The sequence below is a fragment of the Nocardia sp. NPDC058640 genome (genome assembly GCF_042716995.1).
Taxonomy (GTDB): Bacteria; Actinomycetota; Actinomycetes; order Mycobacteriales; family Mycobacteriaceae; genus Nocardia.
Genome location: NZ_JBHXRG010000001.1, coordinates 913343 through 929415 on the forward strand (window position 1 = coordinate 913343; position 16073 = coordinate 929415).

The following is a 16073-nucleotide window of genomic DNA, read 5'->3' on the forward strand; positions in this document are numbered from 1 at the left end:
AAGTGGAGCAGACATGCTGGCCAACGGAGATGTCTTCGCCGGCTACGTCATCGAACGGCAGCTCGGCCGCGGTGGCATGGGTTCGGTGTATCTAGCCAAACATCCACGGCTGCCGCGGATGACGGCGCTGAAGCTGCTCAATCGCGAGATGTTCTTCGATGCCGAGGTGCGCGCGCGGTTCGAGCGCGAGGCGGATCTTGTTTCGCGCCTTGATCATCCGAATATCGTCACCGTGTACGACCGCGGCCACGACGACGAACAGCTGTGGATCTCCATGCAGTTCATCGACGGTGTCGACGCCGCCTCGGTGGACCCGCGGACCTTGCCGCCCGCGCGTGCGCTGCAGATCGTGAAGGAAACCGCCGACGCGCTGGACTACGCGCACGGCATGGGCGTGCTGCACCGCGACGTGAAACCGGCCAACATCCTGCTCGCCCGTTCAGGCGCGGGACGTGGTGAACGGGTGTACCTCACCGACTTCGGCATCGCCCGATTGCGTGACGACACCGGTCATCTCACCCAGACCGGCACCTTCACCGCGACCCTGGCCTACGCCTCGCCCGAACAGCTCACCGGCGCATCGCTTGACCATCGTTCGGATCAGTATTCCCTTGCGTGCTCACTGTTTTGGCTGTTCACCGGCTCTGGACCGTTCGCGGCGACCAATCCGGCCGCGGTGATCCAGGGGCACCTGCAGCAGCCCCCGCCCGCGTTGAGCACTGTGCGGCAAGGACTTTCGTACGCGCTGGACAGCGTGCTGGCCAAGGCGATGGCCAAGCGGCCCGATGACCGGTTCGACTCGTGCACGGATTTCGCCGAAGCCGCGATCGCCGCGTTGAACAGTCCGAGCGCGCCTGCCATGCCGATCGCGCGACCCAATACCGGTGGGGCACTGCCGATTGCAGGACGGCCGACCACGGGCGGTCAGACCGGTTCGCCCTATCCCGTTGTGGGACAGCAGCATCCGATGACCGGTGGCGCGATCGCGCAGCCGCCGATGACCGGCGGCCACCTGGGCGCCGCGCATGGTCCGATGACCGCCGGTCCCATGGGTACCGCCCACACCGGCACCGCCCAGACCGGCAATGCGATGCCCGGGCAATCGCCGATGACCGGCCAGGGACCGCGACCCGGTGGCGCCCAGAACCCGTACACCCAGCAGTCGCGCCCGCAATACCCCGCACCACCGCGACCACCCACCAACAATTTCGCCCAGCGTCCACAGGGCCAACGCCCCCCGTCGAAGTCCAATACCGGCCTGATCATCGGCATCGTCGTCGCGGTGATCCTGGTGATCGCGCTGCTCATCGGCATCGGCATCGCGGCCAGCGGCGACAACGCCGGCGGGACAACCACCACCACGACCACCACCGCGGCAGCCAAACACGTCACCCCCGACGCCGAGGCGATCATCGCCGAATTCGGTCGAATGGTGCCCGCCTCGATCGACGGCGACACCGGCTACAACAGCGCCACCTGCTGGGAAACCGACAACACCTACACCCCGTCCCCCAGCGAGGGCGACCCCGATTTCGGTGGCTGGGCGTGGCAGTGGCGCTGCTACGGCGGCGGCAGCGGCTCCGACCTCGACCCCTTCTACCGGTTCTACGCCTACGACTCCGCCGCCGCGGTGCAATCGGTGGTCGACAACCTGCCGACCAACACCAAGTCCACCGATTCCAACGGCGGCGTCCCGTCCACCAACTACACGTACACCGACAACGGCGCCAAGATGATCACCGTCTTCACCGGCGACCCTGACCGCGCCCAATTCCTGATGTTCACCAACAGCCACACCGACGCCGACGAGATGCTGCGCTGGTGGCGCACAGCCCCACTCAACTGAGACACTGCCCCACTCAACTGAGGCCGCTGGTCAGCCCGTAATTGACGAAATCGCGCACCTGCTCGAAGCCGATGCGCTGGTAGATCTTGTTCGAAGTCGGATTGGCCAGGTCGGTGAACAGGCAGGCACCCGCACCCTCGTCACGAATCCGCCCCGCGACCGTGGCGGTCAGCGCGCTGGCATACCCGTTGCCCCGGTGCCGCGGCGGCGTGTAGACCGGGCCGATCCTGGCCCAACCCATCACTACCGGGTGCCGCGCGACCAACGTGACCGGCGTTCCGTCGCGGTCCCACAGCCACAGCGCGCCCGCCTCGATGCGCCTGCGCACCGCCTTCTCGTCGAGTCGATGCGGCGCGCCGCTCTCCGCGCTGAACTCCTCGATCATCGTGCGGCACAGGGACACATCGTCGACGGTGGCAAGGCGCGGTATGCCTGCGGCGTCGGGCACGAGTAGGTCACCGAGGCGGAACAGACGGGCCGAGAACGTCTCACGGTAGGTACCGTCGTTGATCTTCGACCAGTTCGCCGCGAAGGCCTCGGCATCGGCAGCGTCACCTTCGACGCTGCGCAGCGTGATGCGCTGCGCCGCAAAGGCTTCGATGAGGGAAGACAGGATGTCGGCGGGCAGTTCGCCGAGGTAGACGGCACCATCGGTGCATTGCGCGAACCCGACGATCTCGCCCGCACTGTCGGTGATGCTGACGAAATGCGTCGACATATCACCGGCCCGGCCGTTGATCCGATTGGTCGCGGCAGTAGCGATCACCGTGTGCCGCAACGGATCACGCCGAAGCAATGACTGCGCGCGGTCAAGGAACCCGGCCGCGTCAGCGGTTATGTCGATGCGCACCGTACCGACGGTAAGCGTTCACACCGGCGGGCGCATCCGAATTATGAGGTGTCTCAGGTTGTTTCGCGAGCTTCGCGGTCGGTGCGCAGCTTCAATAGGATCAGTCCTGCCGTGCAAGCCAGGATCAGCCCGGCGACGGTGATCTCCACGTGCAGGCCCGCGATGCCGAGGCCCGCGCCGACGAGTCCGCCGACGAAGAACAGCCAACCCATGATCCGCGCGACGACAGCCAGCGTGGTGTCGCCTGGCGTGGCCGAATCGGGGTTCGCCGCCGCGGTTTCCAGCCGGGGTGTCGAGAGTGCTCCCATGAGATTCTCCTCGATGACGCCGATCAGATAACTTGCGTCGCGCAAACCTTGCGCGTCAGGGGTTTCGTTCCGGGCGTCTCATGCGTAACTTTGCTCACACACGCTACGACTCGGTGACGGTGAACGCGCGCGACACGTCCCTACGACACGCTGATTTGATCAATCCGATATCTGGACTATCAATGTTTAAAATGCGCCGTTTTGCCCGACCTGCACTACTGTGAGGCGATCTCGAAGCCGACGAGGAGTAACAGGCGATGGATAACAGCAGGGCCAAGTTCGTAGGTCCGGCGGTCGCAGTTGGCGCGGTGTCGCTCGGACTGATCATCATCGGTGCGTGCGGCGTCGGACAGCAGGACGTGTACGTGCCCGCGCCGCCGTTGAGCGCGGACCTGGCCGCCGCCCCCGCACGGGTGGCCGACGAGCCGACGTCGACGACGGTGCAGATCCAGATCCCGCCGTCGCCCACCTGGCGGGTCGCGCCGTACATGTCGCCGCGCAAACCGTTCAGCCTCAGCTCCACCGAGACCTCACCGTCGGTGACGCCCGAGGGCGAACCGGCCCCCGAATCCCCACCGTCGCAGGCCCCGCCGTCGGAGGCGACGACGCAATCCCAGCCACCCGAGACCACCACGCGCCCGCCGGTCACCACCGAGGACGAGCCGACGACCACCCGCCCCCGGCTCACCACCCGGCCCTACCCGACCCGCACCGTGCCCCCGCCGATCGTGGGCGAGGACGACGCGTTGGAGCCCACACACTCCTACGACCACGCGCCCCCGGCCGAGCCGACCACCACCGAGCAGACGCCGACGATCATCGAGAACCCGCGCACCTACGAGGAATGACACAACGATGGTGCGCACCCATCCGGGCACGCACCATCGTCGGAAGACCTACAACTCGACCAGGTCGTAACTGCCGATCCGATCGGCCAACTCGCGCCGATGTTCCAGCGCCCCGCCCAAGGTCTGCCCGATCGCGGTCAGCCGCGCGACGTAGTGGCTCACCGGATATTCCGCGGTGACACCGATACCACCGTGCATCTGAATCGCCTCCTGCCCGATGTGCTCAGCGGACTTACCCACCTGCAACCGCGCCCGTGACGCCACCACCGGGTCGTTGCCGCCGTCGGCCAGCGCCGCGGTGGCGTACAGGCTCATGCTGCGGGCCAGTTCCAGCGAGACGTATAAGTCGGCCGCCCGCTGGGTGAGCACCTGAAACTTCGACAGCGTGACCCCGAACTGCTTGCGGGTCTTGAGATATTCGGTGGTCAATGCCAACGCGACCTCCATCGCCCCCACCGATTCCGCACACAGCGCGGCCTGCGCGTACCCCAGCGTCTGCGCGATGTGTTCCGCGGCGTCGGTGGGGTCGCCGAGCAGTTCGCCGGTGGCGTTGTCGAGATCGAACTGCGCGCCGCGCAGCCCGTCGAAGGTGCGGTACGAACGTCGTTGCACCCCACCCTGATTCGGGTCGACCAGGAACAGTCCGGTGCCACCGCCGGGCAGCACCGCGCTCACGATCAGCTCGTCGGCGACATCGCCGCGCAGCACCGGATTCTTCACCCCGGTCAGCGCGTACTTGTCACCCTGCGCCACCGCGGACGTGGTGATCTCCGTGGACGGCCACCGCATACCGGGCTCGCGATGCGCGAAGGCGAGCAACGTGACGCCCTCCGCCAGCGCCGGCAACAACCGCGCCCGCTGCTCCGCGCTGCCGGCCAGCCGCAACAATTCCGCCGGAATCACCACCGAGTCCAGCACCGGCTCCTTGGCCAGCGCGCGACCCAACTCCTCCTGCACCAGCATCGCCTCGACCGGTCCCGCGCCGACGCCGCCGTCTTCCTCGGGGATCGTCAGCCCGAGCACGCCCAGGTCGGCGAGCTGTTTCCAGACCGTGCGGCTCCAGCCGGGGTCGGTGTCGCCGACCTTGGTCAGCGCCTCGCCGTCGTAGAACCGGTGCAGCAGTTCGCGCACGGTGTCACGCAGCATCGTCTGTTCGTCGGTCAGTGCGAGTTCCATGTCAGCGCCTCACAATCCGAGGATCGTGGAGGAAATGATCGAGCGTTGGACCTCGCTCGAGCCTCCGTAGATGGTCACCTTGCGGTAGTTCAGGTAGCCGGGCCCGGTGTGCTGGGCCCAACCCGGTGAGGCGATGTCGTCGGCGTCCACCGGCAGCGCGTCGGCACCGGCGATGTCCAGCAGCAGTTCGGTGGCGGCCTGCTGCAACTCCGAACCCTTCAACTTCAACACCGACGACGCCGGATTCGGCTTGCCCTCAACAGAATTGGATACGACCCGCAGCTGGGTCAGTTCCAGCGCGAGCAGTTCGTTCTCCAACTCGGCCACCCGCGCGGCGAACACCGGATCGTCGAGCAGCGTGCCGTGCCCGGTCCTGGTCTCGCGCGCGTACTCCTTCGCCAGCCCCAGCTTGACCTTGGTCTTACCGACGCCGGTGATCGACGTGCGCTCGTTGCCCAGCAGGTACTTGGCGTAGGTCCAGCCCTGGTTCTCCTCGCCGACCAACTGATCCGCGGGCACCCGGACGTTCTCGAAGAACACCTCGTTGACCTCGAAGCTGCCGTCGATCAGCTTGATCGGGCGCATCGTGACACCGGGCGACTTCACGTCGAACAGCAGGAAGGAGATGCCGGCCTGCTTCTTCGGTGCGTTCGGGTCGGTGCGCACCAGGCAGAAGATCCAGTCGGCGTACTGGCCCAGCGTGGTCCAGATCTTCTGACCGTTCACGATGTAGGAGTCACCGTCGCGCACCGCCGTGGTGCGCAGGGAAGCGAGGTCAGAACCCGCGTCGGGCTCGGAAAAGCCCTGGCACCACCAGATGTCGAGCGCGGCGGTGGGCGGCAGGAAGCGCTGCTTGAGTTCCTCCGAACCGAACTGCGCGATCACCGGGCCCACCATCGAGGCGTTGAACGTGAGCGGCTCGGGCACCGAGGCCAGCTGCATCTCGTCGAGCCAGATGTGCCGCTGCATCGGCGTCCAGTCCTTGCCGCCCCAGGCCACCGGCCAGTTCGGCACGCACAGCCCGTTGTCGTTGAGGATCTTGTTCGCGGTCACGAAGTCCTCGCGGGACAGGTCGTGACCGTGTTTGACCCGGTCACGGATCTGCGCGGGGATCTGCGTGGTGTAGAAATGCCGGAGCTCGTCGCGGAAGGCGACCTCTTCAGGGGACAGGGCTAACTTCATACGGGTCTCCCAGTCTCTGGAAAGCAGTCGACCAAAACCTACCCCTGAGTAATCCCCGATGTCGACTACATCACACTCGACCGGGTTCGCTGTCTCGGCGACCCGCCGCCCGACCTGGTACGTTGCCAGACGAGCCGGGCTACCCGGTGACGAGCATCCACCGAGGAGTCACGGGTGAACGGCAGTTCCATCGCAGGTAAGGCAGCGGCGGTCACCGCGGCGAGCATCGGCGCGCTGGCACTGCTGGCCCCGACCGCGGTCGCGACCCCCCTGGACGACGGCATCAGCCACCTCGTGCACCTGGCCGGCGAGGACGTCTCGGCCAAGGCCGGTGTCGGCGCGGTCACCGGCTTCACCACCATGGTCGGCGCCGACGCCCTGCGCGACATCTCCGCACAGTTCACCCCCTTCGCTTACGCGGCACCGACTTTCGGCTGCGGCAGCAACGGCCCGATCACCACGATCATCGCCGCCGCGACCGTCGAAGGTCCCGGCCCGACCACCCCGACCAGCTTGACGCCGGGCGACCTCCGCTTCAGCGCGAGCCCGCGACACAGCGGCATTCCGCTGGCCTCGGGCCTGAGCGTGGCCTGGGTCAACGTGAACAACGGCCAGAGCGGCATCATCGCGCTCGACGACCAGACCGAGTTCAACCTGCCGTCGCTGTCGAAGACGGTGCGCAGCGGCGCGGGCACGGTGGTGGCCTCCATGTGGGGGACCATCGACTATCCGAGTGCGCGCTGCGTGATGACGCCGACGGTGGGCACGTTCGTGGTTCCCGACCTGCCGGTCGCGCCTCCCGAAACTCCCGCGGCCGCACCGGCTCCCGAGTCGCAGGGTGTGAATCCCGGTTCCAGTGATTCCGGCTCGGGCACACCGACGACGAAGGCCCCCGAGGCCGCAGTGCCTGTTCCGGCCGCCCCGGCCGCGGTCGGCGGCTGATCCACCGCAACGAACGTCCGGTTGGGCCGCGTGATGGCTCGGTACGACCGGACGACTGGCGTAATCACCCAAAACGTCGATCAAAAATCAGTTTTCTGATTATTTCTCGTCGTTTTGTACGATTACGCCGGTCTCATCGCCGCGCCGCGCTTTCCCCGGGGGTGGAAATCAGCCGATCGGGCGGATGCGCAGGACCGTGCCCTCTTCCGAGCCCGCGAGCAGGGCCGACGGGTCGGCGGGATCGGCGACCACCGCGGTCAAAGGCTGGGTGGACACGACGGTGCAGGCGGCGCCCGTGGTCGGGTTGACGCGGACGAGGTGTCCGGCCAGCGTGGTCACGTAGAGCGCGCCGCCACGGATAACCAGGTCGTCGACGAAATCGGGCAGGGAACCGAACGAGGTCAGATCGGTGACAGTGGTGGCATCGGCGGGGTCGGTGCGCGACAGGCGCAGCACGCGGCCCACCGGACCGTTCTCGCCGGCGAAGTTCGCGGTGACGAACACCGAATCACCGGACACCGCAACACCGTTAGCGCCTTCGACGCGGACCTTCGCCCACCAGTCCATGTCCTCGCTGCCGTCGCGGCGCAGCCGGTGCACGCCGTTGCCGGTGGTCACGTACAGGTTGCCGTCGGCGTCGAACGCCGCGCCGTTCGGGTGCGGGAATCCGGACGCGAACACGGCGGGGGTCGGGTTCGCGGCCGCGGGGTCGAAGCGGACGATGCCGCCGGAACCGGCCAGCCACGAGTTGCCCGTGACCACGTAGAGCAGGCCATCGGGTCCCAGCCGGACCGCGCCGGGCGAGGGCACGGCGACGGTGGCGGTCAGTCGACCGTCGCGGTCGTAGCGTTGCACCTCGCCGCGCATGAGCCGCGAAACCCACAGGGCGCCTTGCGCATCGACGCCGAAGTTCTCCGACCAGTCCAGCAGCGGCACACTCGACCGGATCGCCACCTCCTGGCGCGCCTGCCCGCACGACGACAGCGGCGCAGCCCCGGCGACAGCGCCGGTACCGAACGAGGCGCTGGTCACCACAGCCGCACCGACCACTACCCGAACGACGCCACGGCGAAACGACAACATCTGCAATCCTCGACTCTGTTCGACCCAGTTCGACGCGCGAAGTCTAACGGCTGGGGGGGCTCGCGTGGGCAGCACACACCGCCCGCGGTTCCGATCACCGTGTAACACCTACTGACGCTGTCGCACACGACAATTGAGCGAACTGTCCGCAAACCTGATGGGGTGGTCAGCGGGTGCGGGGTGGTCGGCGAGCAGCGGGCGGCCATAATCGGGGCGTGCCTTATTTCGACAGTGAGCGTGGACGATTGCACTGTCGGCGGTGGGCCGTCGAGGAACCGGCGGCGCGGCTGGCGCTGTTGCCGGGGACCGGTCAGCACAGCGGGCACTATCACCGTTTCGCCGCGGCGTTGCGGTCCGCGCGGATCGAGCTGTGGGCCTTGGACACCGCCGGGCAGGGGCTGAGTGAGGGCGACCCCGACGCGCCGGGGACCCTTGACGAGCTGACCGCCGACGCCGGAAGATTTCTCGACATCGTCGGCGGCGATCACACCGACGCACCGGTGTTGATGGGGCACTCCCTCGGCGCGGTGACGGCCCTGCACCTCGCGGCCGAAAAGACCTGCGACCTGGCCGGACTCGTACTCTGCGGCACCCCGCGCCGGGCCGCGCACACCGTCGCGAACCCGCATCTGCGAACGCTGGCGGTACACGGTGTGGACGATCGGCGCGCGCCCATCGATGTAATCCGGCTATGGACAGCGCGCCACCGATCGGTAGATTTGCGCGAGTACGCCGACGCCGGACACGACCTGTTGCACGAACCTGTGCGGGACCGGGTGGCGTCCGACATCGCGGAATGGGTACTCACCGCGGTGTGATGAACGACGAAGGGGGAACCGGTGCAACCGAACCGCATGGGGCTGCCGAACACGGCGGCGCTGCGTCAGTCCGCCGACGAGGGTGGGCTGTGGATCGACGGGCTGTTGGTCGCCGACGGCGCGCCCGAACGGTGCGCACTGCGTTACGAACGGCTGGCTGACGAAGTGGACGCCCAGGTGGCCACGCTCAGTCAGACCGCGGTGATCCCCGGATTCGGCGGCCTCGAATCGGGCGGGGCCCTGCGCACCGGCTTCGAAACCAAGGCGATCGACGCGCTGGACCAGTTGCGGGGCTACGCGGGCGCCGCACGCGACCTGGCCGCGGTGTTCCGTGCCGCCGGTGCCGGCTACCGCGAGGCCGATCAGGAACTGGCAGGCGCTGTCGGCGCGATCGAGGTTCCCGGTGATGGCGATGCGTAGTCTTTCCGGCCGCACCGACGCCGACTACGCACCCGTCGTCGAAGTCTTCGACAACCTCTCCCACGCTGAAATCCACCAGGCTGTAAGGCAACTCGACCCCGCCGCTCTGTCGACCGCGGCGCAGACCTTCCTCACCACCGCGACCAGCCTCGGCGACGGCGTCGACATCGCGCACGGTGAGATCCGCGCCGCGATCGCCGACGGGTGGCGCGGGGCCGCGGCACAGCAGGCCGCCGATGCCGTGGGCGAGTTAGAACAGGCGGGGCGACGCATCGCCGATGTGTTGACCGCGGTCGGCGTGCGGTTGCACCGGGCCGGTGATGCGGCGGAGTCCATTCGCGCCGCTGTTGCCGAACCTGTTGCCGCACAACCTGACCCGTCCGCGGCGCTGCTGGACTCCGAGCAAGCTGCTGCCAACGCGACCATCGCGCGCGAGGCGGAGAACGCTCGTCTGGACGCGGTGCAGGCGATGGAAATGATCTACGCCGGGGCGTTCCTTCCCACGGGTTCGGGGGTACCTGCCTTCACCGGAATCGACACGGGGACAGGCACTGTCGTCGCCGGTACCCCCACTTCGAGCGCCGGGACAGGAACTCAGTCGGCCACCGTTCTCACACCCGCGACACCGTCCGCGACTGTCGCCAGCCCGACTGTCGCCGGCCCGGTCGTCGCCAGCCCGGCCGTCGCCGGTGCGACCGTGGCCGCCGGGTTCACCAGCACTGCCGCGCCGACAACTCCTGGCAGCCAACCGGCAGGCGGAAGCGCCACCGCTCCGGCGCTGTCGCCGAGCGCATCGACCGGAACACCAGCCGCAGCACCGAACACGAGCCCACCGGCGAACTCCACCCTCGCGCCGAGCAACCCACACAGCCCATCGGCGCCCATCCCGCCGACCTCCGGCGCGGCGTCTCCAGGGAATCGAACCCGCCCTGCGTCCGCCTCGAATGCCCCCGCCGGTACACCCACATCCGACGACGCGACGGCATTCCCCGACGTCGCGTCGAATAGCTCTACGGCTACCACCGATGCTGGAGCCGCTGGGAACACAACTGCGGCCACACTCGGCGCCCACGGCACAACCCCGACGACCGCTGCGGCAGATGCCGATGCGGCTGATACCGGTGAGATGGTCGGCGCTGCGGCGGGCGAGGTCGCGGGTGCGGGAAGTCAAGGGCAGCAGGAGCGGGATCCTGCGGTGTCCGGTGGGGAGGCCGCGGCCGGGATGGGTGCGGGCGCGATCGGCGGGATGATGGGCGGGGCGATGGCTGCCGCGGAGCAGACCCGGCCGTCGAGCGGGCCACGGCCTGCTCCGGTGGTGGAGGATCCCGAGGACGAGGACGACGAGTACCTGCGCCTGCTCGAGGAGGAGCCGACGTTCCTCGAGCCCGCCGATGAGGTGAACGCGCTGATCGGGAAGATGGAGCCGACCAGCCCCGCCGTGCTCGGTGAGTGGACCGAGCAGGAGTGAACTGGCATTTCACCCCCGACCAGTTCGCACTGGCCTGGGCACGCACCGACGGCGACCGGATCCCCTACCCGCTGGCCGTGCGCGCGTCCGCCCGCGACAGCGTCGAGCGCGCAGCCCAACAGCCCGCCCTGGACGCCTGGTGTGCCCACACCCTGGACGCCGACCTGTCCGCCGCCCTGCGAGTACTGGCCAAACCCGAAATCCGCCTCGAAGTGTGCGGCCACGCACCTGAACCGGTGCGACTCCTCGGCGCGGTCACCGGCGACGTAGCCGTGCTCGCAGTACAACAACCCGGCACCACACCCGACCGCGGCGCCCAGCTCCACGTCCAGGTAGGCAGCACGAAACGCCTAGCCGCCCAAGTCTTCTCCAAACTCCCCCCACAACCCCCAGGCCGACTCCCCCGCATCACCGCCCCCGCCACCCGAGTCAACGAAGACAGCCGAGACCTGGTAACCGCCCCCATCGCAGGCCCCTCCGACGCCGCCCGCATCCGCAAACTCCTCCAACGCCCCCGCGATGGCATAGGACAAATCCTGGTAGCCGCAGGCACCGACCCCACCCCCGCAGGCGTCCTGTCCTGGATAGACCTATCCGGCGACGGCCGCTACCTGGTCCACGCCGCCCGCCACATAGACATCACCCCCGCCACCCCCGAAGCCGCCGTCGAATGGCTACGCCGCCTACTCCGCAGCGCCTGATACCTGCCCGCGCAGGTACCCAAACCGCCACCGCCTCCATACCGAGCCTTGGCCCAGCAACCGTGACACGTCACCACCCGCGTGCACGGCCACGGCCGACGTCGCCCCCAACTTTTCGGTCCGGGTAGTCACCAGGAAGTCCCTACCCACAGAGGCCCCACCTTCTCGGTCCGGGTAACCACCAGACAAGTCCCTACCCCAAGAGACAGCGCCTTTTCGGTCCGGGTAACCACCAGACAGTCCCTACCCCAAGAGACAGCGCCTTTTCGGTCCGGGAAATCACCAGGCAGTCCCTACCCAAAGGGGCCCGCCCCGATCTGGACTGACCGGAGGGTGCGACGAAGGAGTACCCGGAGGGAGGGAAGATCGGGGCCCTCGGGGCCCCGCTCGAGCGCGCCAGCGCTCCAAAAACACAGCCTCAAGCTATCCCGAACGGGCAAACCCCTACCCCAACCGAAGAAACCCCGCCAAATCCCCCAACTCCTCCACCGTCTCCGGCAAATACTCCGTCAACAAAGGCGACCGAATAACAATCACCTTCCACATAGCCCGACACAAAGTCGCATGAATAACAGTCCGAGACAACAAGGGCCGCATCCCGAACGGCGCATCCGCAGGCGTAGACGTAGTCATAGACAACACAACAACAGCAGCCTCACGCCCCCGAAACCGATCCGGCGTCCCCACCAGAACATCCTCAATCTTGGCCCGAGCCAACAAAGTCCGAATCCGCGCCACCTGAGCCGCATACGGCGCAACAACGAACACATCATGCGGATGCAACTTGTGCGTCCGCCCATCGGATGTCCAGGTCTCCCCCAGCAAAGCCCGAACCCGCCGCACCACTTCCCGAGCCTCCGCATCGGATTCGGTCGCACTCCCCCGATGCTCGACCAGCACCGTACTCACCCCCGGCGCGATCCCCGCCAAATCCCTTTGCAGCGTGATCGTTTCATCCGCCCGCAACCGCCCGTCGTAACAACTGCCCGACACCGGCGCACAAATAGCCGGATGCATTCGCCACGTGCGATCGAGAAAGTACCCACGCTCGGCAGGCAGAGTAGCCGCACCTTCACACAACCACTCCAACGCCGAAACCTGCACCGGCTGCGGATGTTTCGCCTGCGACCGAGCAGGCACCGGATCCCCGATCAGCAACACATTGCGAGCACTCACCGCGACAGCGATAGTGTCGGCCAGCGAACACTCCCCCGCATCAGCGATCACCAAAAGATCAAGAGCACCAGGCGCAATCAACCGATCATCGACGAAATCCGCTGTGGTACCGCCGATTACACACCCGTTGACAGCATTGTCGAGAAACCGCGAATACCGACTGGCATCGATAGCCGACCATTCCGGCCCCACCGACGCCACATCCTTCTTCGCGACCAGCTCGGGCAGCAAACCGGCTTCCACGACCGCGTCGAAGATCCGCTCGATCACCGCATGAGACTGCGCCACCACCCCGATCCGCCACTTGTGCCGAGTGACCAACCGTTCGAGCGCACGCCCGGTGATCCCGGTCTTACCGGTCCCGGGCGGCCCGTGCACAGCCAGGTACGAAGCATCCAGCGCCCCGACCGCATGGGCGAGCACCGCGGCGAGGTCTTCGTGCGGCGCGGGCAGCGCCATCCCGTCGCGCAGGCGAGGTGCACGGCGCAGCAGCAGGTCGTAGACGGCGTTCTCCGGCACCGACGGCAGACTCACCAGCAAATCCTGGGCGGACACTTCCAGCGCCGCCTCGATCTGCGCCTCACCCTCGGGCGGACCGGGGGCGATGGCGGCGGGCAGGTCGTCGTAGGGCGGGCAGCCCGCGGGCAGCAGTTCTTCGAGTCGGACGGTGTCGTCGAAGTTCGGGTCGACGGCACACCCGAGCACGGTCGCGGTGGCGGTGGCACGGCGGCCGAGAGTTTGGGTCATGCCCGCCGCAGCGGCACCGTCGTAGATGGTGACCATCTGCGTGCCGGGAGTCAGCGTGGCGCCCGTGCCGAGCCGACCGGTGAGGGTGATGTAGCGGCGCATCGTCGGAAGTTGCGGCGTGCGATGCCATTTGGTGTCGACGGTGCCCCACTCACCGACGAGAACGCCGGGCGCGTCGGCCCATTCGCCGACGGGAAGTCCGAGCCTGTCGATGTGCGCCCACCAACGAGGCTGACGTTCGCGCCGGTGATAACCCAGCACCGACGCCATCAACGAGGCGGCACGCGCCGAATCCCCTTGCGCGTCAACAGCGAACTCGCTCAGCGCGGCTTCCAGCGGACCCGGGTGCAGCGAGGGCGGCACATCGGATTCCGCGACAGCGAACCTGTTGCCGGGCACCGCGATCCCCGCGTCGACCGCCCGATCGAGCAACCAGTCGCGAATTCCGAGAACAGTGGCCGCACGCCCCGGCGTTCGCGGCAGCAGCGCCGCCAAGGCTGTTGCGTCGTAAGACTGTTCGCCGATCAGCAGCGCAGTACGCACGATCGGCGCGAGATCGACCAACGCCCCGTCTGCCAGCAACTCGTCCAACAGATCAGCCCCGGCCCCGAGCGGCCCAGCCCAATCCAACAGCGCGGTCCGAACCCCCGAACCGTAGTGGTACACGCGCACATTCGGATCCGCCGCCCGATGTTCAGCGATGATCTCGAGCAGTTCCTCGAGCACACCCCCACCGTGCGCAGCACCCGCACGCTCGAAAGCCGCACCAGCACCGGAGAAGCGCAGACCGCTATCCGCCCAGTCGGAATCGACAACGATACGTTCGAACGCGACGGTGTCCAGGTCCGACAGATCGGCACCCGCGTAACCGCCCGCGTTCCGCTCGAACGCGACACTGTTCGCATCCGACGAATTGCCGCCCGGGAAGCCGGCCACGTTCCGACCCAACGCGATATTGTCCGTGTCCGACGGATCGGCGCCCAGATAACCGCCCGCGTTTCGCTCGAACCTGTTGTCGCCCGCGTCTGCGGGTTCGTCGCACGGGTACCCCGCCGCGTTCGCGGGTTCCACACCGCCCGGCCCGAAGACCACGGCATTCGTGTCCATGGGCGCGGCGGGGCGATCGCCGAGGCGCGGCGACTGTTCGATGCCCGCCACGACCGGCCGGAACACGATCGTGGTGGCGTCGGCGAGTTCCAGGCCGGTGACGGTGCCGTGCCGGTCGACGTCGATGATCAGCGCGAGGTCGCCGGGGCGCGGTGCGGGCAGCGCGCCCAAGACGTTGGGATCGCGCAGGGTGAAGGCGGGGTGGCCGGTGCGTTCGCGGACCAGTTGTAGGTCTGCCTGTGTACGCAGGGCTGTGAGGGTGCGGGGGGCTAGGCCGGGGATCGGGGTGTTGGTGGTGGCGAGGCGGTCGATGGTGAGCACGCCCGCCTCACGTAGACGGGCACGTTGGGTGGGTCGAATTCCCGCTACCAGCAACAGGTCTCGCGCAGTGGACGCGGCCGCACGACAACTGGGGCAGTGCCCGCACGCCAGGTACCGCGGATCACCCCACTGGACCGGGAGCAGTTCCGCGAGCTTGTCCTCGATGATCAGCTCGACGCGGGCCCGTCGCGCCGAATACACCGGCGCCAGTTCGACACTGCGCTCCCGCCGCACACCGTCATCGGTCCACAGGTACGCACAGGGATCGACCTCGACCCCCGCATCAGCCAGCGCCTGCGCACACGCCGCCAATTCCAGTCGAGCGCACAGCAATTCACGAGCCGAATCAACCTTGACCGCCTGCACCGAAGCGGCGATCCGTTCGAACGGCGTACGCCCAGCAGCCAATTCGCGCCGAAGCACCCGACTATCGGCAGCGGTCACCGCATCGGACCCGACGAAACTACTGAACTCCGCGTCCGCCGACGACACCGCACCATCGAGCGCCCCCAGCGGCACACTGCTCAGAGCCCCACCACCAGGCGACCCCTGCGGCACACCATTCAACCCTGCCGAATCCCCCTCGCCCGAAGGCCATCCCGAAGACGCGACACGACCACCCCCCGCAGCCACACCAACCGCACCCGCCCCCACAGCACTGTGCACTACATAACGCAGCACCCCGCCATCACCGGCAGCACGAACCAAAAGATCTGCACCACAAGCGAATCCACCATCAAAGAACACCGCACCGAAAACAGCGTCGGCCCCCGACCGCACCGCCTCCGCCGTCCGCTCCGCGGCAAAAGTCAACGCAGCGATCCGAGCCCCCGCATCCCCGCCGACCACCTCGGTCGACGGGATCCGAACCAGCCGCTGCCCAAAAGCAGCGACCAGTTCCGGCGAAGGCTGCGCCGTACGAACCAAAGCGGCAGTCGTGTCAGGAACCCCGGGCAGGTTGCCGAGAGCGGCGTCGATGCCGCGCAGCACCGCGAACTCACAGTTCGCCGCGCGCGCGAGATCGCCGACGGCACCGACAACCCGATCACCGGACACGAACAAGCGCGGTCCTCCTGTGTT

General features: G+C 67.7%; 13 protein-coding genes. 7 read left to right on the top strand and 6 right to left on the bottom strand.

Translation table 11 applies throughout. The features are described from left to right. Positions 1 to 13 precede the first annotated feature (13 nt). The gene (locus ACFWU5_RS04410) at positions 14 to 1846 is read left to right on the top strand and encodes a protein kinase (protein WP_379266123.1); all 1833 of its coding nucleotides are present in this window, start codon (positions 14 to 16) and stop codon (positions 1844 to 1846) included. A gap of 13 nt (positions 1847 to 1859) precedes the next feature. Here the strand turns inward: ACFWU5_RS04410 and ACFWU5_RS04415 are convergent, their stop codons facing one another. Further along, positions 1860 to 2696, bottom strand: coding sequence for a GNAT family N-acetyltransferase (locus tag ACFWU5_RS04415; RefSeq protein WP_379266124.1), 837 nt, complete (start codon positions 2694 to 2696; stop codon positions 1860 to 1862). Positions 2697 to 2749: 53 nt separating this feature from the next. Beyond that, the gene (locus ACFWU5_RS04420) at positions 2750 to 3004 is read right to left on the bottom strand and encodes a hypothetical protein (protein WP_379240115.1); all 255 of its coding nucleotides are present in this window, start codon (positions 3002 to 3004) and stop codon (positions 2750 to 2752) included. 257 nt (positions 3005 to 3261) lie between these two features. On the opposite strand from ACFWU5_RS04420, the gene ACFWU5_RS04425 reads away from it, so the two are divergent. Further along, positions 3262 to 3852, top strand: a complete 591-nt coding sequence (locus tag ACFWU5_RS04425; protein WP_379266125.1) for a hypothetical protein — start codon at positions 3262 to 3264, stop codon at positions 3850 to 3852. Between the two features lie 48 nt (positions 3853 to 3900). On the opposite strand, the gene ACFWU5_RS04430 is transcribed toward ACFWU5_RS04425, so the two are convergent. Together ACFWU5_RS04430 and ACFWU5_RS04435 are read right to left on the bottom strand one after the other, a co-directional pair. Then, positions 3901 to 5028, bottom strand: a complete 1128-nt coding sequence (locus ACFWU5_RS04430) for an acyl-CoA dehydrogenase family protein (protein WP_379266126.1) — start codon at positions 5026 to 5028, stop codon at positions 3901 to 3903. Between the two features lie 9 nt (positions 5029 to 5037). Continuing rightward, positions 5038 to 6210, bottom strand: coding sequence for an acyl-CoA dehydrogenase family protein (locus ACFWU5_RS04435; RefSeq protein WP_379266127.1), 1173 nt, complete (start codon positions 6208 to 6210; stop codon positions 5038 to 5040). A 174-nt stretch (positions 6211 to 6384) separates the two neighbouring features. Between ACFWU5_RS04435 and ACFWU5_RS04440 the strand changes: the two genes are divergently transcribed. Beyond that, positions 6385 to 7152 (top strand): hypothetical protein, encoded by a 768-nt coding sequence (locus tag ACFWU5_RS04440; protein ID WP_379266128.1) that lies wholly within the window; start codon positions 6385 to 6387, stop codon positions 7150 to 7152. A gap of 168 nt (positions 7153 to 7320) precedes the next feature. Here the strand turns inward: ACFWU5_RS04440 and ACFWU5_RS04445 are convergent, their stop codons facing one another. Further along, complete coding sequence (locus ACFWU5_RS04445) at positions 7321 to 8235, bottom strand: SMP-30/gluconolactonase/LRE family protein (RefSeq protein ID WP_379266129.1); 915 nt, start codon at positions 8233 to 8235, stop codon at positions 7321 to 7323. A gap of 215 nt (positions 8236 to 8450) precedes the next feature. Here ACFWU5_RS04445 and ACFWU5_RS04450 point away from each other — a divergent pair, with 215 nt between their 5' ends. Genes ACFWU5_RS04450 through ACFWU5_RS04465 form a run of 4 tightly spaced genes read left to right on the top strand, consistent with a single transcriptional unit; the run spans position 8451 to position 11642 of the window. Continuing rightward, positions 8451 to 9053 (top strand): alpha/beta hydrolase, encoded by a 603-nt coding sequence (locus ACFWU5_RS04450; protein ID WP_379266130.1) that lies wholly within the window; start codon positions 8451 to 8453, stop codon positions 9051 to 9053. Between the two features lie 21 nt (positions 9054 to 9074). After that, positions 9075 to 9473 carry a hypothetical protein gene (locus tag ACFWU5_RS04455; protein ID WP_379266131.1) on the top strand — a complete coding sequence of 133 codons (399 nt, stop codon included), beginning with the start codon at positions 9075 to 9077 and terminating at the stop codon, positions 9471 to 9473. Then, positions 9460 to 10941 carry a WXG100 family type VII secretion target gene (locus ACFWU5_RS04460; RefSeq protein ID WP_379266132.1) on the top strand — a complete coding sequence of 494 codons (1482 nt, stop codon included), beginning with the start codon at positions 9460 to 9462 and terminating at the stop codon, positions 10939 to 10941. The genes ACFWU5_RS04455 and ACFWU5_RS04460 overlap by 14 nt, the downstream gene beginning before the upstream one ends. Then, entirely contained in the window at positions 10938 to 11642 is a 705-nt protein-coding gene (locus tag ACFWU5_RS04465; protein WP_379266133.1) for an ESX secretion-associated protein EspG, read from the top strand. Before ACFWU5_RS04460 ends, ACFWU5_RS04465 begins: the two co-directional genes overlap by 4 nt. Before the next feature lie 444 nt (positions 11643 to 12086). On the opposite strand, the gene ACFWU5_RS04470 is transcribed toward ACFWU5_RS04465, so the two are convergent. Next, the gene (locus ACFWU5_RS04470) at positions 12087 to 16049 is read right to left on the bottom strand and encodes an AAA domain-containing protein (protein ID WP_379266134.1); all 3963 of its coding nucleotides are present in this window, start codon (positions 16047 to 16049) and stop codon (positions 12087 to 12089) included. Between the last annotated feature and the right edge of the window lie 24 nt (positions 16050 to 16073).